22 protein-coding genes are annotated in these 24751 nt (G+C 36.7%); 13 read left to right on the top strand and 9 right to left on the bottom strand.

Annotated features, from left to right (window positions below; translation table 11 throughout):
• The first annotated feature begins 2 nt into the window (after positions 1–2).
• The 4 genes from RAH34_RS08755 (at position 3) to RAH34_RS08740 (ending at position 4775) form a co-directional block, all read left to right on the top strand.
• On the top strand, positions 3–1562 hold the full coding sequence (locus RAH34_RS08755) for a G-D-S-L family lipolytic protein (RefSeq protein ID WP_306595868.1): 1560 nt from the start codon (positions 3–5) through the stop codon (positions 1560–1562).
• Between the two features lie 85 nt (positions 1563–1647).
• The gene (locus RAH34_RS08750; RefSeq protein ID WP_114819760.1) at positions 1648–2586 is read left to right on the top strand and encodes a ribose-phosphate pyrophosphokinase; all 939 of its coding nucleotides are present in this window, start codon (positions 1648–1650) and stop codon (positions 2584–2586) included.
• 56 nt (positions 2587–2642) lie between these two features.
• Entirely contained in the window at positions 2643–3290 is a 648-nt protein-coding gene (locus RAH34_RS08745; protein WP_114819761.1) for a 50S ribosomal protein L25/general stress protein Ctc, read from the top strand.
• 264 nt (positions 3291–3554) lie between these two features.
• The gene (locus RAH34_RS08740) at positions 3555–4775 is read left to right on the top strand and encodes an aminotransferase class V-fold PLP-dependent enzyme (protein ID WP_306595867.1); all 1221 of its coding nucleotides are present in this window, start codon (positions 3555–3557) and stop codon (positions 4773–4775) included.
• Positions 4776–4832: 57 nt separating this feature from the next.
• On the opposite strand, the gene RAH34_RS08735 is transcribed toward RAH34_RS08740, so the two are convergent.
• The gene (locus RAH34_RS08735) at positions 4833–4958 is read right to left on the bottom strand and encodes a GNAT family acetyltransferase (protein WP_114819794.1); all 126 of its coding nucleotides are present in this window, start codon (positions 4956–4958) and stop codon (positions 4833–4835) included.
• 137 nt (positions 4959–5095) lie between these two features.
• On the opposite strand from RAH34_RS08735, the gene RAH34_RS08730 reads away from it, so the two are divergent.
• Positions 5096–5917, top strand: a complete 822-nt coding sequence (locus RAH34_RS08730; protein WP_306595866.1) for a T9SS-dependent choice-of-anchor J family protein — start codon at positions 5096–5098, stop codon at positions 5915–5917.
• A gap of 66 nt (positions 5918–5983) precedes the next feature.
• On the opposite strand, the gene hemE is transcribed toward RAH34_RS08730, so the two are convergent.
• From hemE to hemA, 4 genes are all read right to left on the bottom strand, one after another.
• A complete protein-coding gene (hemE, locus tag RAH34_RS08725) occupies positions 5984–7015 on the bottom strand; it encodes a uroporphyrinogen decarboxylase (RefSeq protein WP_034691752.1) in 1032 nt (343 codons plus the stop codon).
• Positions 7016–7062: 47 nt separating this feature from the next.
• Entirely contained in the window at positions 7063–7746 is a 684-nt protein-coding gene (locus tag RAH34_RS08720) for a uroporphyrinogen-III synthase (protein WP_306595865.1), read from the bottom strand.
• 64 nt (positions 7747–7810) lie between these two features.
• The gene (gene hemC / locus RAH34_RS08715) at positions 7811–8719 is read right to left on the bottom strand and encodes a hydroxymethylbilane synthase (protein WP_306595864.1); all 909 of its coding nucleotides are present in this window, start codon (positions 8717–8719) and stop codon (positions 7811–7813) included.
• Positions 8706–9980 carry a glutamyl-tRNA reductase gene (hemA, locus tag RAH34_RS08710; protein ID WP_034691745.1) on the bottom strand — a complete coding sequence of 425 codons (1275 nt, stop codon included), beginning with the start codon at positions 9978–9980 and terminating at the stop codon, positions 8706–8708. Before hemA ends, hemC begins: the two co-directional genes overlap by 14 nt.
• A gap of 404 nt (positions 9981–10384) precedes the next feature.
• Between hemA and RAH34_RS08705 the strand changes: the two genes are divergently transcribed.
• The 6 genes from RAH34_RS08705 to RAH34_RS08680 all read left to right on the top strand — a co-directional run bounded on the left by RAH34_RS08705 (position 10385) and on the right by RAH34_RS08680 (position 16731).
• Positions 10385–11410, top strand: coding sequence for a rod shape-determining protein (locus tag RAH34_RS08705; protein WP_002982450.1), 1026 nt, complete (start codon positions 10385–10387; stop codon positions 11408–11410).
• Between the two features lie 28 nt (positions 11411–11438).
• Positions 11439–12293 (top strand): rod shape-determining protein MreC, encoded by an 855-nt coding sequence (gene mreC / locus RAH34_RS08700; protein ID WP_114819765.1) that lies wholly within the window; start codon positions 11439–11441, stop codon positions 12291–12293.
• On the top strand, positions 12286–12792 hold the full coding sequence (locus RAH34_RS08695; protein WP_114819766.1) for a rod shape-determining protein MreD: 507 nt from the start codon (positions 12286–12288) through the stop codon (positions 12790–12792). The genes mreC and RAH34_RS08695 overlap by 8 nt, the downstream gene beginning before the upstream one ends.
• Positions 12789–14834, top strand: a complete 2046-nt coding sequence (locus RAH34_RS08690; RefSeq protein ID WP_114819767.1) for a penicillin-binding protein 2 — start codon at positions 12789–12791, stop codon at positions 14832–14834. Before RAH34_RS08695 ends, RAH34_RS08690 begins: the two co-directional genes overlap by 4 nt.
• Entirely contained in the window at positions 14831–16060 is a 1230-nt protein-coding gene (gene rodA / locus RAH34_RS08685) for a rod shape-determining protein RodA (RefSeq protein WP_114819768.1), read from the top strand. The genes RAH34_RS08690 and rodA overlap by 4 nt, the downstream gene beginning before the upstream one ends.
• Positions 16061–16149: 89 nt before the next feature.
• The gene (locus RAH34_RS08680) at positions 16150–16731 is read left to right on the top strand and encodes a pentapeptide repeat-containing protein (RefSeq protein WP_114819769.1); all 582 of its coding nucleotides are present in this window, start codon (positions 16150–16152) and stop codon (positions 16729–16731) included.
• Between the two features lie 174 nt (positions 16732–16905).
• Here RAH34_RS08680 and RAH34_RS08675 read toward each other — a convergent pair whose 3' ends face one another.
• The 4 genes from RAH34_RS08675 to RAH34_RS08660 all read right to left on the bottom strand — a co-directional run bounded on the left by RAH34_RS08675 (position 16906) and on the right by RAH34_RS08660 (position 22111).
• A complete protein-coding gene (locus RAH34_RS08675) occupies positions 16906–17616 on the bottom strand; it encodes a C40 family peptidase (protein ID WP_114819770.1) in 711 nt (236 codons plus the stop codon).
• Between the two features lie 339 nt (positions 17617–17955).
• Positions 17956–20151 carry a glutamine synthetase III gene (locus RAH34_RS08670; RefSeq protein ID WP_114819771.1) on the bottom strand — a complete coding sequence of 732 codons (2196 nt, stop codon included), beginning with the start codon at positions 20149–20151 and terminating at the stop codon, positions 17956–17958.
• Between the two features lie 240 nt (positions 20152–20391).
• Positions 20392–20796, bottom strand: coding sequence for a hypothetical protein (locus tag RAH34_RS08665; RefSeq protein ID WP_114819772.1), 405 nt, complete (start codon positions 20794–20796; stop codon positions 20392–20394).
• On the bottom strand, positions 20786–22111 hold the full coding sequence (locus RAH34_RS08660; protein WP_114819773.1) for a hypothetical protein: 1326 nt from the start codon (positions 22109–22111) through the stop codon (positions 20786–20788). Before RAH34_RS08660 ends, RAH34_RS08665 begins: the two co-directional genes overlap by 11 nt.
• A gap of 171 nt (positions 22112–22282) precedes the next feature.
• Here RAH34_RS08660 and RAH34_RS08655 point away from each other — a divergent pair, with 171 nt between their 5' ends.
• The gene (locus tag RAH34_RS08655; RefSeq protein WP_076596443.1) at positions 22283–23974 is read left to right on the top strand and encodes a hypothetical protein; all 1692 of its coding nucleotides are present in this window, start codon (positions 22283–22285) and stop codon (positions 23972–23974) included.
• Positions 23975–24167: 193 nt separating this feature from the next.
• Positions 24168–24638 (top strand): DUF1572 domain-containing protein, encoded by a 471-nt coding sequence (locus tag RAH34_RS08650; RefSeq protein ID WP_306595863.1) that lies wholly within the window; start codon positions 24168–24170, stop codon positions 24636–24638.
• The last annotated feature ends 113 nt before the right edge of the window (positions 24639–24751 follow it).

The raw sequence follows: 24751 nt of genomic DNA, 5'->3' as shown, positions 1-24751 counted from the left end.
CTATGAAAAAAATTATAATATCGACAATTGCAGTTTCTGCACTTCTTTTTACAGTAAGCTGTAATACGGATTTCGATACGGATGTGAAAGATATCCAGGTAACAAAAGGTGACGCAGATTTTACGAAATATATTTCACTGGGAAATTCACTTACTTCGGGATATCGTGACGGAGCTTTGTACAGCAGCGGTCAAAATGAATCTTACCCCAATATGATTGCAGGACAAATGAAACTTGCAGGTGGAGGAGATTTTAAACTGCCATTGATGCCTAATGATGTAGGTGGATTTAACAATCTTCCGGGATTTCCTGGGAAATTGAACCTTCAGGTAGTTAACGGATCTCTGTCTCCGGTGCCGAGTGCTCCGGCAGCGGCACTGGATGTTCTGTCTGGTGGAGGTACTTATAATAATATGGGTGTGCCTGGTGCAAAATCATTCCATCTGGTAGCTCCAGGATATGGTAGTCAGGCAGGTCTTCTAACCGGTACTGCTAATCCTTATTTTGTAAGATTTGCTTCTTCTGCTACGACAAGTGTATTGGCTGATGCTATGGCTCAGAAAGCTACATTTTTCTCTCTTTGGATAGGGAATAATGATGTACTGTCTTATGCTACCAACGGAGGAACAAACTCTCAGACTGTAGGAGGTGTTACAACTTATACAGCAGCTACAGTTCAGACAGGAAATACAAATCCTACAACGTATAAATCAAATGATATCTCCGATCCTGCACTTGTTGCCGGGTCTATCAAGGCAGTTTTAGATGGTCTTAAAAGTGTAGGAACAGCAAAAGGAGTTATTGCTAATATTCCTTCTGTTACTTCAGTTCCTTTCTTTACGACGGTGCCTTATAACCCTTTGACACCTGCTCTTTTAGGTTCAAATCTGACAACTCTTAATACAAGTTTATACGGTCCTTTAAAGCAGGCACTTACTGCTTTTGGAGCTGGGGATAGAATTAATTTACTTTCTGCAACAGGTCCAAACCCTGTTTTAATTAAGGATGTTGCTTTGACAGATTTATCTGCACAGCTTACAGTTGCTTTAACTCCGGCTTTAGGAGCGCCAACAGCTGCTGCTTTTGGACAAATCTTTGGCCAGGCAAGACAGGCTACGGCAGATGATTATATTTTGCTTACGACGAGTTCTGTAATTGGAAGTACTGCAGCAGGTGTTCCTGCTCCGGTAAATATTTACGGAATTTCTTATCCATTACAAAACCAGCATGTATTAACAAAAACAGAAGCTGGCTATGTGAAAACAGCAACAACTGCCTATAATGCTTCTATCAAATCACTTGCTGATTCCTATGGATTGGCTTTTGTAGACGCAGCTGCTAAAATGTTGGAACTGAACGGACAATCCGGTATTTCATTTGACGGAGTAAAATATACTGCGAAATTTGTAACAGGTGGAGCTTTCTCTTTAGATGGAGTTCACCTTACAGGACGTGGATATGGTATCGTTGCTAATGAATTTATCAAGTCTATCAATGCTAAATATAGATCTACACTTCCACAAGTAGATCCGAACAAATATTCAGGAGTTAAATTCCCTTAATAATTGATAAAATAAAAACTTAGAAACCACAAGAGTAAATCTTGTGGTTTTTTTTTAAATTTGCAAAATCTTTTAAAAAGTAAAAATGGCCGATCAGTTAAGTTATCTATTTTGTACAAGAACCAGCAGGGACTTGGCAGAGAAAATTGCCCAGAATTATGGGAAAGAATTAGGAAAAATCAACTTTCAGGAGTTCAGCGACGGGGAATTTGAACCTGTTTTGGACGAATCTGTAAGAGGAGGAAGAGTTTTCCTGATTGGATCTACATTCCCTCCTGCAGACAATCTTTTGGAGCTTCTTCTAATGATTGATGCAGCAAAAAGAGCTTCTGCAAAGAGCATCACCGTAGTAATTCCTTACTTCGGACTTGCCAGACAGGACAGAAAAGACAAACCAAGAGCACCGATCGGTGCTAAACTCGTTGCGAACCTTCTTACAGCAGCAGGAGCAACAAGAGTGATGACGATGGACCTTCACGCGGATCAGATCCAGGGATTCTTCGAAATTCCGGTAGATCATCTGTATGCTTCCAGTATTTTTGTAGATTATATCAGATCTTTAGATCTTGATAATCTTACCATTGCTTCACCAGATATGGGAGGGGCAAAAAGAGCGAAAAACTATGCCGGTCACTTAGGCGCTGAAGTAGTAATTGCTTACAAGGAAAGAAAAAAAGCAAACGTTGTAGAAGAAATGTTCCTTATCGGGGATGTAACAGGTAAGAATGTGATCCTTATTGATGATATGATTGATACTGCAGGTACACTTTGTAAAGCTGCAGATATCTTAATTGAAAAAGGAGCAAAAACAGTAAGAGCTATGGCTACTCACGGAGTGCTTTCTGGAAAGGCTTACGAGAATATTGAGAACTCAAAACTCCTGGAAGTTATTGTAACTGACTCAATTCCTGTTAAAAATAATTTGTCATCTAAAATAAAAGTGCTATCTTGCGCCCCGTTATTTGCGGACGTTATGACCATGGTACATGAGCATAAATCAATTAGCAGCAAGTTTGTTATTTAATTGATTTTAAGCAAATTGCAAATTAAAATTAGAACAATTTTTTAAATTTTTTATAAATGAAATCTATTACAATTCAAGGTACAAAAAGAGAAAGCGTGGGCAAAAAGTCTACAAAAGCTTTACGTGATGCTGAATTAGTTCCTTGTGTTGTTTATGGAGGTGAAGCACCTTTGAACTTCTCTGCTGAAGAGAGAGCTTTCAAAGGATTAGTATACACTCCTGAAGCACACACGGTATCTATTGAAGTTGACGGAAAAACAATTCCAGCTGTTCTTCAGGATATTCAGTTTCACCCGATTACTGACAAAATTCTTCACATCGACTTCTATCAGTTATCTGACGATAAGCCAGTGATCATGGAGGTTCCTGTAAGAATTACCGGACGTTCTAAAGGTGTTGTAGCTGGTGGTGTTTTACGTCAGTCTTTCAGAAAGCTAAAAGTAAAAGCTATTCCTGCTAACCTACCTGACGAAATCGTTGTAGATGTTACTCCATTAAGAATTGGTAACAAACTTTACATCGGTGGTATCAAAACAGAAGGATATTCTTTCATGCACCCGGACAACGCAGTAGTAGTTGCTGTTAAGATGTCTAGAAATGCAATGAAAGGTGGTGCAGCTGCAATGGATGATGATGATGAGGAAGAAGTTGCAACTGAAGAAGGTGCAGCTCCTGAAGCAGCAGCTGAAACTGCAGCAGAATAAGAATTGCTTATTTAAACAATATAAGAACCCGTCAGTTTTGGCGGGTTTTTTATTTGATAACGGTTCTCAGTAAAATAGACTTAACAGCTTAAGGCATTACTTTTAATTTTGTCTTTCCGCTTTATTGCCTTTCTCCACCTTACACTATCGAATATTTCTATCAACTGACAATGATCAGTACCCAACCTCATGCTTCCTTTCGGAAAAAAAGCCGTAAATTTGAAGAGTTCTAAATAAGACCGTTTTAATTTAAAAAATAAATAAATGTTTGACATTCAGGAAATAAGAAGCCAGTTTTCTATATTGGACAGAGAAGTGAACGGTAAGCCCTTGGTTTATCTGGATAATGCAGCTACATCCCAAAAGCCAAATTCAGTTTTGGAAGTCTGTCACGCATATTATACAGAACTTAACGCGAATGTTCACAGAGGAATTCACACCCTGAGCCAGCTGGCTACAGAAGAGATGGAGCTTTCAAGAAGAAAGATTCAGAAATTCATCAATGCTGAACATGACTTTGAAGTAATTTTTACAAAGGGAACAACAGAAGGATTGAACCTCATCGCTTATATTTTAACACAGAAATTGCAGAAGGATGATGAAATCATTATTTCATATCTGGAGCACCATTCCAATATTGTTCCATGGCAGATGCTTTGTGAAAGAACCGGAGCAAAACTTCGAGTGATTCCGATTGATGAGAACGGAATCCTTCAGATGGATCAGTTTGATCAGTTTTTAAGCGAAAAAACGAAAGTTGTCTCTGTAAATCAGGTTTCCAATGCATTAGGTATTGTAAATCCAATTGAAGAGATTATTGCCAAAACAAGAAAGAATACCGACGCTTATATTATAATAGACGGTGCTCAGTCTGCACCGCATTTCAATATTGATGTTCAGAAAATGGATTGTGATTTCTTTGTATTCTCAGGTCATAAAATGTATGCTCCGATGGGAACAGGTATTTTATATGGGAAACGCGAAATATTAGAAGCTTTACCACCTTTTCATGGAGGAGGAGAGATGATTGCAACCTGTTCCTTCGATGGTACCACTTATGCTGGTCTTCCATTCAAATATGAGGCGGGAACACCTAATGTAGGTGGAAATATTGCTTTAGGAGCTGCTGTTGATTTCATGAATAAAATAGGTCATACCCACATTCAGAATCATGAAAATGCTTTATTGGAATATGCACAAAGACAGCTTTTGGAAATAGATGGTATTAAGATCTATGGTGAAAAAGCAAAGAGAACAGGTGTTGTTTCCTTTAATTTAGAAGGAGTGGGAATTGCCTCCGATGTAGGAATGATTCTTGATAAATTAGGAATTGCTGTAAGAACGGGCCACCACTGTACACAGCCTATTATGAACTTCTTTAATATTGCCGGAACGGTGAGAGCAAGTTTTGCTGTTTATAATACGTTCGAAGAAATTGATGCCTTGGTGGAAGGTGTTAAAAAAGCACAGAGAATGTTGAGCTAATCAATATTACATGTCAATTATATAAAATTAAAAGCAGCTGTTGAGCTGCTTTTTTTATTAGTCTGTTGGAACACAATAGCATCTGCCATCAATAATAACCTGGTAATAACCGATTGCGCACTCAAGGCAGATTTCTCCTCCTGCCATAATGCTTTTCATCTTTTCTTTGTTTAGTTTTTTCATATGATGTGATTTAAAGGTTAAACATAAAATTCTGATCTTTTTTAATAATTTCATGTAATGTATTGATTTTATATATAATTATTGATGTTTTGTGGAAAATATTTCGCTAATTTTATATAAACATCAAATACTTTATTATGAAAAAATTCTTTATTCTATTATTAGCCATTTGTGGTCTATGTGATGCACAGGTTTTTTCTGAAAACTTCAATGGTAATGCTTTACCCGCCGGGTGGACGGTAGAGAATCCGGATAACTCTTTTAACTGGAATGTGGGTGCACAGAATGGTTTCGCAGGCTTTCCCGATGGGGCGGCTTTTTTTGATGATGATGATGCAGGACCAGCCGGAGTGAATGCAAATGCAAGATTGATTTCTCCTGTAATTAACCTGACGGGAGTAGTAAACCCAAAGCTCTCGTTTAATTATGCCAATATGATTGATAATCTGGATTCTACTTTAAAAGTTGAAGTTTTCAATGGAACTTCCTGGATTCAGGTTTTTACTTTTTCGGGTGACGCGGGAGTATGGGATCTTGATTTTAATACCTTTACATTTGTAGTAACGAGTTATGATACTGCGGCCAATATAGATCTGACACCCTATGCTAACGCGGCTTTTAAACTAAGATTTGTTTACGACGACGCCGGAGACTATTCTTACGGTGTTGTAGTAGATAATGTGGTGATTACAAGTGGTGTTTTGGCAACCTCAGAGGTTTCGTATACTGATCATATTGATGTATATCCGAATCCGGTTAGGGGAAATCTTTATATTAAGCAGGATTCTCAAAATAAGATAGAAAAGGTATCTGTAGCTGATATGTCAGGGAAGCTTGTGAAAACATTTGACAAAGCATCTGATTCCTATGACCTATCAGGTCTGCCAAAAGGAGTCTATATTATAATGATCAGTAATCATGATGGGAAAGTTGTTAAGAAGAAAGTGATGAAGGAATAATCATTGAAAAACAAAAACCCTTATAGCATGCCTATAAGGGTTTTGTATATTTTCAAAGAAATAATCTTATACATTCGGTTTCCAGTCAACCACTGCTCTGATGAATGCTTCAGCATTTTCAACAGGAACATTCGGTAGAATTCCGTGACCTAAATTAGCAATGTATCGGTCTTTTCCGAAACGGTTGATCATCTCATTCACCATTTTCTTGATGGTTTCAGGGGTTGAATGAAGTCTTGCAGGATCAAAATTCCCCTGTAGCGTCATCGTATGGTTTGTCAAAGTTCTTGCGAATTCCGGCTTAATAGTCCAGTCAACTCCAAGAGCAGAAGCCTTAGACATTGTCATATCTTCCAGGGCAAACCAGCATCCTTTTCCAAATACCACAACATGAGTAAGCGGGCTTAATGCTTCAACAATCTGATTGATATACTGCCATGAGAATTCCTGATAATCCGTAGGAGAAAGCATTCCTCCCCATGAATCAAAAACCTGTACAGCAGAAACTCCTTTTTCTACTTTTCTCTTTAAATAAGCGATTGTAGTATCTGTAATCTTTTGTAATAATAAATGAGCAGCTTCAGGCTGTTGGAAGCAGAAGGATTTTGCAATATCAAAAGCTTTACTTCCTTTTCCTTCTACACAGTAACAAAGAATAGTCCATGGAGAACCGGCAAAACCGATCAACGGAATATCATTGTCCAGCTTCTGAAGTGTAAGTTCAATAGCATCAAAAACGTAACCTAAAGTGTCGTTCACATCCGGAGTTTCAATATTCTGAACCTGCTCCATCGTTCTGATAGGAGTATCCAGCCATGGGCCAACAGATTCTTTCATTTTGAAATCAATTCCCATTGCCTGTGGAACTACCAGGATATCAGAAAACAGAATCGCGGCATCCAAAGGAAATCTGCGGATAGGCTGCAGAGTGATCTCAGCGGCAAGCTCCGGGGTCTGGCATCTTGTAAAGAAATCATACTGATCTCTTAAGGCAATGAATTCCGGCAGATATCTTCCAGCCTGCCTCATCATCCAGACAGGAGGTCTTTCAACGGTTTCTCCGCGAAGTGCTTTTAAATATAGGTCGTTTTTTATCATAATCTATTGTAACTAATATTACCGGCAATGTTTCGGTAACAGATATTCTAAATTCTACTTCCGATTTCTTTTCTGATCAATGCAAAGATGGATGTCAGTGTATTTTCTTCAGAAGTAAAAATTTCTTCCTGCGTATAATTTCTCAGCTCACCTGAAGTGGTTTCGCCAATTGAAAAAAGCTTCATGCCTTCCAGAGAATTTCGCCTTGCAAAACTACGAACTCCGCTCGGACTAAAAAATACTGCAGCATGATATTTTTCAGTTATTACAGGATTGATTTCCTCAGTATTATAAATGGTAACTTTTTTGTACTTAATGTTTTGTAATGGAAGGTCTTTGTCCAGAACATTGATGGCAAGATTGCCGCAGAAGTGCAGGAACTGCTCGTGCTGGCACTTCCCGATAATGAATCTGGAAAGAGTTTCAGCATTTTTCAGTACCTTAAATGTCCCAAAACCATGTTTCCTCAGCTCTCTTTTGGTCTTTTCTCCTACACAATAGATCTTGTTATAATTTTTGGCTGTAAAATTCTCATTGGGTTTGAATTTGTTTTTAAAAAAAGCAGCAACTCCATTGGTACTGGTGAAAATCAGAGAATAGTTTTTCAGCTCAAAAGGACTGATCATGATGGGTTTGGTCTTAATTACCTCAACACAGTCAACCAAAATATCCTCTCCTAATTCTTTGGATATAATTGTCTGGTCTATATTTTTGGTAAATAAGATTTTCATGTCTGTAAAATTAAGAAAATGAAAAAGTGTGGCTAAAGGAAGGTAAAAATGTAAATCTGAACTATCAGATCTGGCTTTTGATTTCAGCCATTAATTCTTTTCCTCCGTTTTCAAGAACAACTTTTGCAAACTTTTCTCCAAAATTATCTGTTGGAGTGTACACAAAGTTCTCATCTACAGCAATGCAGTTTTTCCCATCCAAAGAACAAAGTGCAGCTTTGAAACGGATCTGATCGCCGATGATTTCTGCAAAAGCTCCGATAGGTGCAGTGCAGCCTCCTTCTAGAGTACTCAGGAAGTTTCTTTCAATCTCTACACAGATTTGTGTCTGTTGATGATTGATCTGTCTTACAATTTCGTTTATTTCCGGTTTGTCAGTATGTCCGGCTACAGAGATTACCCCTTGTGAAGGCGCAGAAATCATTAATGGAAGCATTTCGTAATCAATTTCCATTTTCATTCTTTTGATGCCTGCCAAAGATAAAATCGTAGCATCGAAATCTCCATCTTCCAGTTTTTGAAGTCTGGTCTGAATATTTCCACGGATATCCGAAAAATCAGTCGTCGGATAATTTCTCAGCCAGAAAGCTCTTCTTCTCAAACTGCTGGTAGCAAGTTTAAGCTCATGGAATTCTTTATTCCTTGCAGATTCTTTTCTGATCAGGATGTCCTGTGGATAATCTCTTTCCAGGTAAGCGATCATCTCAATATTTTGAGGCAATTGAGTGGGAACGTCTTTTAAAGAATGTACGGCAATATCAATTTCATCATTCAATAGGGCAATATCAAGGTCTCTTGTGAAAACCCCGGTAATTCCTAAAGAATAAAGCGGTTGATTAAGATTCTTATCGCCAGAAGATACGATAGGAACAATTTCCGTTAAATAATTGTTGTTCTGAAGGTGCCTCGCAACCTCTCTAGCCTGCCAAAGTGCAAGTGCGGAATTTCTCGTTCCGATTCTAATGCTTTTCATTGAATTCGTTGTTTGGTTGTTCAACTAATATTTCGTGCATTAATTTACTAATTTCTTCGGCTTTTAAAGGATTATCGATGATATATTTTGCAAAACGGTTGGTGATTTTCTGGATCATTTTATCAGAAAGTTCCATGTCCGTGATGTTTATGTATTTATTCTTTTTGTAAAAATTATGCATTTCATTGCGTTCCATATTCTTCAGAACTGCTTTGAAATGATGAATATTGGGTGCCAGCTTTCTCTTTTTCTCCCACTCAATAAAGTCTTTCATCAGTTCCTTAATGATTTTTTCAGCTTTCGGGATTTCTCTTTCTCGCTGTTGAATCGTTTCCTGAATCTGTTTTGAAAGCTCATCTACATCAATCAGTGTTACGTTTTTATTTTCGGTAACATTCTTTTCAACGTTATGAGGAATAGAAAGATCAATGATCAGTGTTTCTTTTCCGTTCGGGAAGTGAGACTGGTTAACAATAGGATGCTTGGCTCCTGTTGCCACAATAAGAATATCTGTGTTTTTTAATTCCTGGTCAAAATCAGAATAATCAACGTGAGGAATATTATATTTCTGGGAAATCTTTTCAGCTTTCTCCTGAGTTCTGTTGGCGATTTTAATTTTCGGCTGGTAGACATGTTTTACCAGATTTTCAACGGTATTCTGCCCTATCTCACCTACACCTAAAAGAAGAATGTTTTTTTCAGTAATTCTTTTCTGGCTGTTTAAAATATAATGAACTGCAGCATAAGAAACAGAAGCTGCTCCATTGGAGATGCCCGTTTCATTTTTTATTCTTTTCGAAATCTGAATAGCTGCATTGATGGCTCTTTCCAGATAAGGATTAGAATTCTGTCTTTCTTTTTTGAAACGGCTGTATGCTTTTTTTATCTGCCCAATAATTTCAAAGTCTCCGATAATCTGACTTTCAAGACCTGCCGCTACTCTGAAAAGATGAATTAAAGCTTCCTCTTTGGTAAGAATATTGGCGAACTGAAGAAAATCCGTAAGCTGTACTCCAATGGTTTTGCAGTACTCTTCCGCGACTAAAAGGTAATTGGGAGACGTGGTATAAATTTCGGTCCTGTTACAAGTGGAAACAACAAATGCATCACCCAGGTCTTCCTGATGGACTCTGGAAACAAAATTTTTGATGTTCTCATCAAAGAATGCAAACTTTCCTCTCGTTTCTACGTCGGCTTTCTCGTAGCTTATTGAAAGCACGGCAAAATTTGACGTCCGATGAATGTTGGAATACTGTAACATAAGCAGTCGCAAATTTACGATTTTTTTAATTAACCTCTCTCAGATAGTGTATATGATAATTATCGTAAAAAACTATAAAAGGAAAGAAAAGGCGTTTCTGGCAGAAAGACAAAACGGTACAATGATAAAATTCCATGTTGGAAAATATTTTTTGGCGTTTCTAGGTTTTTGTTTTGATCTTCAATGCCGTATTTTTTTAGTCTTTTTACCCTTTTGTAATTACCCTTTTTTGCCTATTTAACACGCCATTAATTTTAGTTGAAATCAAACTCTGTAAATATCTAAATTGAAAGTTAATAAAGAATTATAAATTTTAATAAAATTTTAACCAAATTAAGTTGTTGGGAAATTTCTTTAGTACTGTTAAATTTATATCTTTGTAAACTTAAAATCAGAAGAAAAATATGAGTTTATTTGATATGTTTACGCAAGAAATTGCGATAGACCTTGGAACTGCTAATACCCTAATCATCCATAATAATAAAATTGTTATTGATCAACCTTCAATTGTTGCAATTGAACGTTCATCGGGTAAGCCGATTGCCGTCGGAGAGCAGGCCAAGCATATGCAGGGTAAAACTCACGAGGATATCAAGACCATCCGTCCACTGAAAGATGGGGTTATTGCTGATTTCCACGCTTCTGAACATATGATCAAGGAATTCATCAAAAAAATTCCTGGAATCAAAGGTAAATTCATTCAGCCAGCATTACGAATTGTAATCTGTATCCCTTCTGGTATTACTGAAGTTGAAAAAAGAGCAGTAAGAGATTCTGCTCAGAAAGTAAACGCAAAAGAAGTAAGATTGATCTACGAACCAATGGCAGCAGCAATTGGGGTTGGGATTGACGTTCAAAAGCCTGAAGGAAATATGATCATCGATATAGGTGGTGGTACTACGGAAATTGCTGTTGTAGCTTTAGGAGGTATCGTATGTGATAAATCTGTGAAGATTGCAGGAGATGTTTTTACCAATGATATTGCTTATTACTTAAGAACTCACCATAACCTTTATATCGGAGAAAGAACTGCTGAAAGAATCAAAATTGAAGTAGGTTCTGCAGTAGAAGATCTTGATGTAGATATCGAAGACATTCCGGTACAAGGTAGAGACCTTATTACAGGTAAGCCTAAAGAAATCATGGTTGGATACAAAGAGATTGCCCGTGCATTAGATAAATCAATTATCAGAATTGAAGATGCCGTAATGGAAACATTATCTCTTACACCACCGGAATTGGCTGCTGATATTTACAAAACAGGTATTTATCTTGCTGGAGGAGGAGCGCTATTAAGAGGTCTTGCGGACAGAATTCACAAGAAAACAGGTCTTCCTGTATTTGTAGCTGAAGATCCGTTGAGAGCTGTAGTTCGCGGAACAGGTATTGCCCTTAAGAATATGGACAAGTTCAATTTCTTAATTAAATAATTTTAACTTTTTACGACTTTATATCTGAATGGGATTTTTGCTGAGATTATTTTCGAAGAATACTCTTTTCGTCTTCTTTATATTCCTGCAAATTATTGCTCTGGTTTTGATATTCTCAAGAAATGCCATGCAGAGATCCTGGGTTGCGGGCCAAACGGCTGCGTTCAATTCCTGGGTTTCCGGATATATTGATGAAGGAGTTTCTTATCTGAAGCTAAAACAGATCAATGAAGATCTTGTGGTTCAGAATAAAGCCCTTATGACTGAGCTCTATGGAAAAGACGGAGGCAAAAATCCCGTTTTTAAAAGAGTTCATGATACCATTGGTGGAGGGCAGATCTATACTTTTGTTGATGGAGAGATTGTTTTCAACAGTATCAACAGAAGAAACAACTATTTTACAATCAACCGCGGCCGTAGAGATGGAGTCTTTCCTCAAATGGGAGTGATGGCACCAAGAGGTATTGCGGGAATTGTAATCAATTCTACAGATAGTTATGCATTGGTTCAATCCGTGTTAAGTGTTAACAAGATCAGAATTAATGCAGCACTTAAAAATTCAGGGTATTTTGGTACTTTAACATGGAATGGAGATAACTCCAGGGTAATGCACCTGGCGGATATTCCGAAATATGTTGCCTTAAAAGTAGGGGATACCGTCGTTACAGATGGTAAATCTGCTATTTTTCCTAAAGGAGTTACCATTGGTACCATTGCAGGATATTCTGTAGACAATAAAACCGGCTTCTGGGATATTTCCGTTGAGCTGAGTGAAAAAATGGGAGCGTTGAATAAAGTGTATGTAGTGAAGAATCTTAAGAAAGCAGAAGTGCAGAAGATTCAGGACACTATGCAAGCTGTAATAAAAAAGGAAAATGATTAGCAGGACTTTATTTACCGATATATTGATCATGATCTTTCTTGTTGCATTACAAATATTTGTATTGAACAGGATTACGCTTTTCGGGAAATATACTCCGGTATTATATCCTGTGTTTGTCATGTTCTATCCGTTTTTCAGAAATAAATTTCAGTTCCTGGCATTGAGCTTTTTGATAGGGCTGGCTATTGACGGCTTCCTTAATTCATGGGGGATCAATGCATTTGCAACAACGTTAATCGCCTACTTCAGAACGTTGATCTTCAGGACTTCCACAGATACGTCTACGGACTTTTTCTCATTCCAGTCCCTTCAATGGGCGCAGTTTTTGCTGTTTTTATTTTCAAGTATTTTCCTGCATCAGCTTTTAGTACAGTATATCGAGTTCTTTAAGTTTAGCAGGTTTTTTGAAATATTATTTAATGTGTTGGTGACAAGTGTAATTTCATTTATCTTTATAGTCATCTACGCATTAATATTTAAAATCAAACAAAAAGTTTGAACACACGTTATTTAAAAATTTTTTCCATACTCGTTATCATCGCCCTTATTTTTGTGGCGAGGCTTGCTTATTTGCAGTTGTTTACAGACCGTTATGCCTTAAACGCGGCCAATACCTCCATTAAAACAGAATATGTTATTCCACAGCGTGGAGTAATTTTTGATAGAAATGGTAAAATCATGGTAGGTAACCAGCCTGCTTATGAAATTTCATTTACCCAGGCATTGATGAAACCTGATTTTGATACGCTGGCTTTTTGCAGTTTAATGAAAATTACAAAGCAGGATTTTATCAATAAAATCAATGTGATCAAAAAGGAAAAATATTATTCCAAGCTGACCCCGATGACTTTCATCAAAGACCTCAGCAGAGAAGATATTGCAAGAGTTCAGGAAATTATTTTTAAGTATCCCGCATTTAATATCGTATCAAGACCTCAGCGTCAGTACGAAGTTTCCACATCCGGAAACCTTCTTGGATATACCAGTGAGGTAAATGAAAGAGATATTAAAAAAGATTCTCTCTACTATTTACCGGGAGATTTCATTGGGAAAACAGGGGTTGAAAAATCCTACGAAAAAGAACTCCGGGGAATAAAAGGAGTGAAGTATATCCAGAAAGATATCAGACTCAGAAATATCGGCTCCTATAAAAACGGATCTTTGGATAAAGATGTGATTACAGGTAAAGATATTACTTTAACCATTGATTACGATCTTCAGAGAACAGCAGAAGAAATGCTTGTCAACAAACACGGTGCAATTGTCGCTTTAGATCCTAATAATGGAGAAGTTTTAGTGGCTGCAACCGGTCCGGATATTGATCCAAACCTTTTTACCGGACCTAATAAATCAAAAAACTTATACGCCCTTTCAAAAGATACGCTTTACGAAAATAAACCTACTTTTGATCGTGCTTTACAGGCGGGATATCCTCCGGGATCAACGTTTAAATTGTTGACAGCTCTAGCTGCTATGCAAATGGGAGTAATGGATGAAAAAACTATTTTCCCGTGTGGAGGAGGATTCTTCTATAAAGGAAAAAGAATTAAGGGTCATGGTGGAGCAGATCCGCTTATTCCTTCCATTCAGGTTTCCAGTAACTGTTTTTTCACCTACGCCTTTATTGCCATTATCAAAAAATATCCTGGAAACCCTTCAAAAGGAGTTGATGAATGGAAAAAAATCATGAGCAGTTTTGGAGTGGGAGAGTTTTTAAATAATGATTTTGCCGTTGGTGCAAGAGGTAGAATACCTTCCGGAGATTTTTACGAAAAAAGATTTAAAGCCATCATGAAGGCAAGCGGTTCTCAGAGAACTGATTTTAAAAACTGGGATGAAATGTCCACCGGTGCTATTTATAATGGAATGGGACAGGGTGATGTTTTGGTAACTCCTATTCAGCTGGCCAACTATGTAGCTGCTATTGCTAATAAAGGATGGTATTATACACCTCATATCGTAAAAGGAATTGACGGAAAACCTAATCCTGACCCGAGATTTAAAGTGAAACATAAAACTCTGGTAGATCCAAAGCACTTTGAACCTGTACTTAAAGGTATGGAAGCTGTAGTGTTGAGAGGAACAGCAAGAGGACTGAAATCCAATGACTTTACACAATTGGCAAAAACAGGAACAGCACAGGTTCCACAAGGGAAGGATAACTCTATTTTTGTATTGATTGCGCCTGCTGATAAACCCAAGATTGTTGTAGTAGCCGTAATGGAACATGCCGGATTTGGTGCTACATGGGCAGGGCCAGCCTGTACCGTGATTGCTGAGAAATATATTACCGGAGATTTGAAAAGGGAAAATCTTTACAAAAAAATGATTACCTCGAGTTTCATGCCTGAATATAAAAGACAATGGATTGCAGATTTGAAACGTAAAGGACTATATGTTGATCCTAAACCTGATTCCATCAAACAAAAAAGAATAAAGGATAGTCTGGAATTGGTAAAACAACAAAAGGCTAAGCTGCAAAAGAAAATAGAAGAGGACGCTAAAAAGAATAACACTGCTAAAAAACCTGTAAAGCAATGAAATGGACAGAAGGAATAGATAAACTGGGCCTTGGGCTGTATTTCCTGCTTTGCATTTTTGCCATTGCAAATATTTACAGTGTAGACCAGAAACTAGGAGAGAAGCAATTGGTTTTTTTCTGTATTTCTGTATTTGTAGGGCTTGTTATATTCGTAGGAAGAAGCAAATTCTTTGAGAATATGGCTGGTATTATTTACATTGGAGGAGTTTTACTTTTGATAGGTCTTTTCCCGTTTGGTAAAGAAATTCTGGGCCAGAAAAACTGGTATAAGTTTGGAAGTTTTACGATGCAGCCCGTTGAGTTTGCAAAAATAGGTACCGCCTTGATGCTCGCCAATTTCGTTTCAAGCCCGGATTTTAATATTAAAAATAAAAAATCTATCTGGACTGCCCTTGCTATTATAGGAATTCCGGCGGCAGTCGTTCTGGCTATTCCGGATGTAGGTTCTATGCTTGTGTTCATCGCATTTTTCATCGCATTATATAGAGAAGGATTGAGTGGTCTTTTATTCGGTATCGGATTTATTTTTGCCGGAGTTTTTCTGATTTCCCTGGCAATTCCTCCTATTTATGTTGCGATCGCAGTTTTAGTGATTGCCGGAGTTCTGATTGCTATGAATTATCATAGAATGTCATGGGATGTGATTTCTATTTCAGGAATTGCAGGTTCTATCCTTATATTGTGCGGACTGGCTTTCGGGTCACCTTATATTTTAGAAAAACTGCCAAAACACCAGAGAGAAAGAATTGAGGTCCTTTACAAGGGTGAAAAGGCATTCAGAGATACTTCCGGGTACAACTTATTATATTCAAAAACAGCCATCGGATCAGGTGGAATCTGGGGGAAAGGATACCGTGAAGGATCCGTTACCCAGGGGAAATTTGTTCCCGAACAGGAAACAGATTACATATTTTGTACCGTAGGAGAAGAATGGGGCTTCGCAGGAAGTGCAGTTCTTATCCTGTGTTACATGGTCTATATCGGAAGAATCTATTATCTGGCAGAACAGCAGAAGTCTACTTTTAACCGGGTGTTTGGATATTGTTTTGCCTCGATCCTGCTGATGCACTTTTCAATCAATCTAGGGATGGTTATGGGGCTTTTTCCTACCGTAGGGATTCCGCTTCCTTACTTCAGTTATGGAGGAAGTTCTTTATTGGCTTTCTCGATGATGACTTTTATCTTCTTTAAACTTAATTATTCAGATAAGAATAGTTTGGTGTAAAAGAGAAAGGTTGGAAGCTGGATGATGGAAGTTTATCATTGTTCTGCTGATCATTCGTCTTTAAAATCAACTTCATCAACACATTTTTTATGAAACAATCCTATTTCTCAGACGAAGATTTCGAGAGCAAAGACTTCACGCAACTTCCTTTAGAAAAAAGTGAGTACGAAAACTGTACGTTCAGAAACTGTAATTTTGAATACGGAAATCTGTCCGGCTTCAGCTTTACAGATTGTGAGTTTATCGAATGCAATCTCAGTATGGTAAAATTGGTAAAAACAGCTTTTCATGAGGTTGTTTTCAAAGAATGTAAAATGTTCGGTCTTCAGTTTAATGATTGTAATCCGTTCGGACTCTCTTTCAAATTTGATGGAGGTTCTTTGAATAATTCAGTTTTTTATCAGACATCCATTAAGAAAACACTTTTCAAAAATACCCAATTAATTGAGGTTGATTTTAGCGAATGCGATTTGTCAAATGCAGTCTTTAGCAACTGTGATCTGTCAGGCGCTGTTTTTGACGCTACAAACCTCGAAAAGGCAGATTTCCGGACATCGGTTAACTACTCGATAGATCCGGCTTTAAATAAGCTTAAAAAGGCCAGGTTTTCACTTTCTGAAATCTATGGACTATTGTATAAACTGGATATTGAAATTGATAAGAACAGTTGAGATCCGCAGTTGTTTAACAATTGGCATATTAAAATATCAATATTGAATCAATAGGAGCGGGTTTTAACCTGCTTTTCTCTTATTTTGGATTGTGTTGAAATAGCCCAATTAAAGTATATAAAAAAGCCATCAGATGTCTGATGGCTTCATTATTTAAATCAATTATTTATAAAATTAAAAATTTGCGGGTGTAGGAAGAGTAGCTGCTGCTAAGTTATTGTAAGCTTCTCCTTCTTCGTTGATCACTCTTTTTGCGAATCTGAATTTAGGACCCCAATAAGAATCATTCAGTGAAGAAATCATTACTCCTTTTGATGTTGCTGCGTGGATAAATTTAATCTCACCCTCTTCAGTAACACTTTCTACAATACCTACGTGAGAAATTCTTCTTCCGTGAGAAAAGAAGATTAAGTCTCCTTTCTGTAGCTCTCCTTTTTCAATTCTTTCCCCTTCCTGAGCCTGAGAAGCCGCTACTCTAGGTAAGCTAAGACCTGCTGCTGCTCCGAATACAGAAAGAACAAAAGCTGAACAATCGATACCGTTTCTGGTTGTTCCTCCATATCTGTAAGGAGTTCCAAGGTATGTTTCAGCTTCTTCAAGGATACCGTCAATGGTTTTATTATGTTTGATTGCTTTTGCAATCTCAGAATTCTTAACTGCTTTTTTAGCACTAGCGATAGATGCAGCCTTTTCCGCAAGGAAAGAGTCGATAAGTTTTTGCTTATCCTGCTCCATTTTTTTATTATCTATAGAAGCTAGTTTGGCATCTGTTTTGTATTCTTTTGTGTAAGTTGCTGGTTTTGAAACCACATAATTTGTAGCGCACGATTGCAATGAAACTGTAGTAACTATAGCAACTAAATAAAACAAAACTCTTTTCTTCATATATATTTGATTATCCGTGTTAAAAAGGAATATTTATTTTCAAAAGCATTACAAAAGTAGAGATTCCGAGCAAAAGACCCCTGATATGATAATTGTCAGGATCTTATTTTAACACATTTTAACATATAATTTACATATGTTAAAGAAAAATAAACCGCAACAGCCTGTTTTTGGTAAGTGTGCGGTTTTTTTTATTAAGATTCTTTAACAAACCTAATCGACTTTCTTCTATATATCAGGGTTTATGATTTAAAACTCTAATTTTCAGTATTGTTAACAAAACAAAAAAATTCCCCGGAAAACCGAGGAATTTAAACTAATATGGAACTTTACAGGACGTTATTTTGTAAACAACATTTCTCTGTATTTTGTCATCGGCCAAAGCTCATCGTCCACCATCATTTCCAAAGCGTCAGAAGCTTCTCTGATCGGGTCGAATAATGGTTTTACTTTATTACAATAGCTTTCTGCCTGTTTTTGGCTGTCTGAGATACCTTTTGCAGTTTCTCTGGCTTTTAGAAGTTCTTCAACCCCAAGTTTAATTTTAGAAACATTTTCAGAAATGCTTGTAATTAAACTCATCTGTTCTTTTGCCAAAGATTTGAACTCTTTATCACCGAAGATTTCTTTAAGACCTTTTACATTTTCAATTAATCTGTTCTGATAATTTAATGCAGAAGGAATGATGTGGTTTCTTGCAATATCACCCAACACTCTTGATTCGATATCAATTACTGTTGAATATTTCTCTAATTTGATTTCGTTTCTCGCTTCTACTTCTCTGTGGTTGAAAATTCCCATTTCTTCATACAGATCTAAGAACTTTTTATCCATTTCCTGTTTTAAAGCTTCAGGAGTGGTTTTAAGGTTGTTTAATCCTCTTTTCTTAGCTTCTTTCGCCCAGTCATCAGAATATCCGTCTCCTTCAAACATAATGCTTTTACACTGCTTGATGTATTCTCTCAATACGTTGAAGATGGCTTCGTCCTTCTTAAGGCCAGTTTCAATTAAAGCATCCACTTCTTTCTTGAAATCGTTAAGCTGTTTCGCAGCAATTGTGTTCATTACCGTCATAGACTCTGCACAGTTTGCTGAAGAACCTACCGCTCTGATCTCAAATTTATTTCCTGTAAATGCAAAAGGAGAAGTTCTGTTTCTATCTGTGTTATCTAATAGAATTTCAGGAATCTTTCCAACTACATTTAATTTTAATTCTGTTTTTTCTTCCGGAGATAGTTTTCCGTTGGTTACCTTTTCAAGTTCTTCCAATACGCTGAACAACTGACTTCCGATAAATACGGAGATGATTGCAGGAGGAGCTTCATTGGCACCAAGTCTGTGGTCATTGCTTGCAGAAGCGATACTTGCTCTTAAAAGATCTGCATATTCGTGAACCGCTTTAATCGTGTTAACAAAGAATGTTAAGAACTGTAAGTTTTTCTTAGGATTTTTTCCAGGGCTTAAAAGGTTTTCACCAGTATCTGTTGCTAAAGACCAGTTGTTATGTTTTCCGCTTCCGTTTACTCCAGCGAATGGTTTTTCGTGGAAAAGAATATGGAAGTGGTGTTTGTGTGCTACTCTTGCCATGATGTCCATCAACAAAGAGTTGTGGTCTACAGCAACGTTTACTTCTTCAAACATTGGTGCAAGCTCGAACTGGTTTGGAGCCACCTCGTTATGTCTTGTTGTTGCAGGAATACCCAATTTCATACATTCGATTTCCAGCTCTTTCATGAAGTTCATTACTCTTGTAGGAATAGAACCGAAATAGTGGTCATCCAATTGCTGTCCTTTTGCAGGAGAATGTCCTAATAAGGTCTTACCTGTTAATACAAGATCTGGACGAGATTGGTATAATGCTGAATCAACAAGGAAATATTCCTGCTCCCAACCCAAAGTAGGAGTTACCTTCGTTACGTTTTTGTCAAAATACTGCATTACATTAGTAGCCGCTTCATCTACAGCATTTAAAGCTCTCAAAAGAGGTGCTTTGTAATCCAGTGTTTCTCCTGTATAAGAGATGAAGATGGAAGGGATGCATAATGTAGTTCCCATAATGAATGCCGGAGATGTAGGGTCCCAAGCTGTATAACCTCTTGCTTCAAAAGTATTTCTGATACCTCCGTTAGGGAAAGACGATGCGTCTGGCTCCTGCTGGATAAGCATGTTTCCACTGAATCTTTCAATGGCTCTGCCTCCTTCGATTGGAGTGAAGAAAGAATCGTGCTTTTCTGCAGTAGTACCTGTTAAAGGCTGGAACCAGTGCGTGTAGTGTGTTACGCCTTTGCTCATTGCCCAGTCTTTCATGGCTACAGCTACCTGGTCTGCAATATGTCTCTGGATCTTAGTTCCTTTTTTAATCGCATCCATGATAGAACCGAATGCTTCTTTTGTTAAATATTCTCTCATGGTTTCTTCTGAGAAAACATTTTTACAGAATAGCTCTGATAATTTCGCAGGGATCTCAACTGAGTTGTCTTTTCTGAAATCCTTAAATGGAAGGGTTTCTAATGCTTTGAATCTTAAGGTTGACATAATTGGGTTGATTTTTTACAGGGCAAATTTACAAAAAAAATGAATTGAAAACATTTTACCCCTAAAAAAAATAGGGGTGTTTTGAAAATTTATATAATTCAAACAAATGTTTAGCGTTTTTTAAGAGGGGCGTGGTGGCTCCTATTTGAAATATTGCTTAAGTAGAGACACAAATTGCGCAATTTGTGCAAAAAAATCTATGTGTATGTACACCAAATAAATATACAAAATTATTTTAAACTAATTTTTGAGATTCTTTCTGAAAATAAATAAAAAGATAGGCAGAAAAATAAAAAATGAATAAAGAAAGGGTTTAAAATAATCCATATCATAAATATCAAATACATAGAACAAAACGTGAGTTCCAAAAGTTATGATAAGATAAGGGATTACTTTTTTAGAAGAAATTACTTTGTTTACAAAGAACATGACAAGCATTTGAAGGAGAATTACCAAAGGAAACTTATCAAATAATCCATAAATTCCTGCAAAAGGGGATATTAAAATTGATTTAATAATTTGGGTAAGGTCTGGTGCTTCATCAAGCTGAAACAAAAAAAATAAAGCTCTAACAGGAAAATATATAAAGATATGGCAAATCCATATTTTCCAAAAAAGAGAAATTCTGCTTAATTTATTTTTCATAAGGTTTAATAATTTTTACAATTTCATTATTCACGGTTCCATCAGAATTTAGTTTGCCTTTAAATCCATACCATTTTGGTTTATGCTTGTATAAATATAGCATTAATAATGGTAAGTCTATTCTAAATTGTGAATCTGTTACTTTAGCATTAGGTGTAAAATCATCGAATGCCGGAACAATGTCATTAAACCAACTGATTGCCTGAGCTCCGGCTCCATGCCATCCCCCCTGAGGGTCTTTGTCTGCCATATTCTGAAATCTGGATATAGTAGATGAACTTGTTTTTCCATAAATAGGCGGTGCGACAACCCCTTGCTCATGTTGGATAAATTCTTTATCCCAGAGGTAAGCGGCGTCTCCCTTTAAAGGAGTTTTCGCATATTGACCATACATAAGCTCATGAAATTTGGTTATTGCAAAATCACAGATCCCTAAATTTAATTCATTTAAAATAGTTTCAACATCATTTGCTAGAAAACTATTCCCTCCTTCCAGTGAGTTTGATAATGCTTTTACCAATCCCTTAGCGCCTTTGCACCATTTTACATCATGCCCGAATCGATTTTTGATATTCCAGTCCACGCCTTCATAAAAATCATAAATTTGTTTGAAAGGCGCAAGCCTTCCTGGTATTTTGTGCTCAATAATATAAGAATAGGCTCTTCTCCAGGTATCATTATTTTCTGCCCTGTCTTTTGTCAGCCATGAACCATCCTGTCCCTTCCAGTCTTCTATTTTTATAGCTTTGTTTCGTAAAGCAAGTTTGTATGTTTCATAATCGGGAAATTCTCCTCCGATATATTTTTCTACAGAATTTTTGTTGGTGAGGAAATCATACATCAGCTGAGGAAAATTATTACCAACATAATTCTTGGGAAGGAGTATTTTAATTTTGCCCCCATCAATATTAATGTATTTTGAATGATGTATGGCAGAATCAAAGTATTTTACTCTAGAAGATCCTTCTACAATTTCTATAACAAGTGGATTGATGTTTTGCTCCACATCTTTTACTCCTGCATAGTTGAAAAGAATATTAATTACCGGAAATATTTTTCCTACAATAAAGACTCTTTCTTTTGGGAAAATATCTGTAGAATAATCAGATAACTGAATGGGCTTAATATATTTTCTGTAATGATTTGCATTACGAATCTGAAAAAGAGTTTTTACCGTATTAAGTTCTGTTTTATTGAGAAAGAGAACATCTGCTTCTTCCTTGTCTTTTACTGTTAATATTTCCTGTTCTGCAAGACTTGAAATACTCATCGATGGATATTGGGTATGTAACCCTAATCTTTTTGGATAGCTCATCTGTATATGTTTTAATATGAATATGACAAACTTAGCCTTGGAAGACGCCAAATCTCGACGTATTAAAAACAAATAGGCATCAGCCTGAAGGATATGTTTTTAAACGACTTGTTAAAAGACAGTTAAAATAAAGTGGGCAAAGATTTTGTATATTTGTGTGAAATTTATTTTATGACAAATTCTAGAGCAAGAGAAACCACAGAGGCTATTGAAAGACTATATATCTCTATGAGACACCTATTTTATAGAGGATTTTTCAAGCCGGGCGGAGTTTCAGGAGAGAGTATCAGAAGTTTGTTGAAGACCATCAATCCGGAAATCTACGGAACCATGAATATTCCAAGCAAATTGGAACTTGACGGTTTGATGTATGTACTGGACAGACTTCCGGAAGGAATTGAAGAATGTGCTTTTATTCATCTTACATCTGATGAAGGGTTTGATAAAGGAAGTTTCGAACCTATTGTTCCCAAGAAAAGAAGAAGAAACTGCTATAGAATAGACGAACACCAGATGAATATTGAGGTTCTTTTGGGCCGTTCCGAAATTTATGACATTCTTACCCACCTTACCTTCCTTTTTATAGAAGCTGATAAAATCCGTAATCTGGCATTCATCCAGGACGAGAACTGGAAGCCGACACGTGCCTTCAAAATTATTGAAGAAGTGGTGAAGGGAGAAAAGAAATTCAGCAGAAAAGAAAAAGAAGTGGCACTTATTCATCTTTCTTCTTTAATAGGAAGATCTTTTGATGAAACTTTAAGAGCTTATAATACTTTTGGCGATGATCACAACCCTGACCGTCTGTTCAAAATCATTTACAACTTAGCAAAAGTAAGTCTTGATGATGCAAAGGGAAGCAGAGAAAGAGAGATTCATTTCAGTTCTATATTAAAAGAAAGAGTAGGTCACCATTATTTTGGAGAAAAATGGGCGAACAAAGTGAAAGAAGTTTTATTTGAAAACAATCTTCACATGCGTCCGTTACATATTATTTCAGCCAATATGCACTCGGTGAAAAATATGCTGTATGCTAATAATGCTCTTAAAAAGAAGCAGCATCATGAGGTGGATTATAAACTGTACGAAGAGATTTCAAATAAGAAAGAACTTCGTGATAAAGTCTTAAAATATGCTTTGGAGGAAGGGATGATTCATATTGCAGATAAGAGTGGAAGTAATATTGATGTTCAGATCATAGACCTCAGCAAAACAGACCTGAAGAATACACCTTTTGCAGACTGCAAGTTCGGAGGAGATGATGTAGTAATGGTTTTTGACTACGCATTCGGAGAGCAGGCTTTCGAAGTAATGGATGAATTACTCAGACCTTTTGAACATAAAGGAGAAGTGTATATGATGCATGTAAAATCTGTTTCCATTATGGGGAAAGCAGGTATTCTTACGGGAGAGAAAGGTGATATCATGATTCCTACTTCTCATATCTTTGAAGGAACTGCAGATAACTATCCTTTTGAAAATGCTTTAAAACTTGAAGATTTTAAAGATGATGAATTAAAAGCTTTTGAAGGGCCAATGATTACTGTTTTGGGAACTTCTCTTCAGAATAAAGATATTCTATTGTACTTTATGAATACTTCATGGAAAGCAATTGGTCTTGAAATGGAAGGAGCACACTATCAGAAAGCCATTCAGGTAGCATCCAAGATCAGACACCATATTTCACCGGATTTGTTTGTCATGTATGCTTATTATGCATCGGATAATCCGTTGGAAACGGGAAGCACACTGTCTTCAGGAGGCCTGGGTCTTACAGGAGTAAAACCGACGTATCTAATCACTTTAAGAATCCTTGAAAAGATTTTAAGAAGTGGTAAAAAAGAAGCTTCTGCTAAAAAATAATTGTAATTCAATATTATAATATCAACCTCAGATGTATTTTGCATTTGAGGTTTTTTTGTAATTAGTTAAACACAAATATCACAAATTTATTTGCACAAATTGCACTATTTTATTGTGTTTAAAATAGTGGTTTTCATTGGTGAAATTTGTGTTTAAATAAAAACCTATCTTTAGGAAACATAAATAAATATCCATGAGCTCAGTTTCACAACTTGCCAAAAGATTCAGAGAAGTACTGCTGGATGGTTTCTGGATCGCCAATACCAATTTTAAAGATCAGCTTTCAGAGGTGAGCTGGGAGCAGGCGGTAGCAAAAGTAGATGCTTTAAATACCATTGCGATGCTCACTTTTCACATTGATTATTATATTGCAGGAATTGTCAATGTCTTTGAAGGTGGAGCTCTTGAGATCAAAGATAAATTCAGTTTTGATCTTCCTCCCATAGAATCTCAACAACAATGGGAAGATTTGTGGAATAAACTCTGGAGAGATTCTGAAAAATTTGCTGTATTATTAGAACAGATGCCGGATTCCAAACTGGATGAGGTTTTCGTTGATGAAAAATATGGAACTTACCGAAGAAATATCGACGGAATGATTGAGCACAGCTACTATCATCTGGGGCAGATTACTTTAATTAAAAAACTTTTGAAAAACAGCTGAAATTACATATCCTATCCTCAAAAAATATCCTTGTCAAGGTTTTAAACCTTGACAAGGATTGTTGCAAAAGAGCTCAAAAAAGAATTTAACCATCCGTATTAAAATCCATCTAA

Source organism: Chryseobacterium sp. WLY505 (assembly GCF_030846215.1).
Classification (GTDB): domain Bacteria; phylum Bacteroidota; class Bacteroidia; order Flavobacteriales; family Weeksellaceae; genus Chryseobacterium.
Note: the sequence above shows the minus strand (reverse complement) of the source record. Positions and strands in the feature narration are given on the sequence as shown.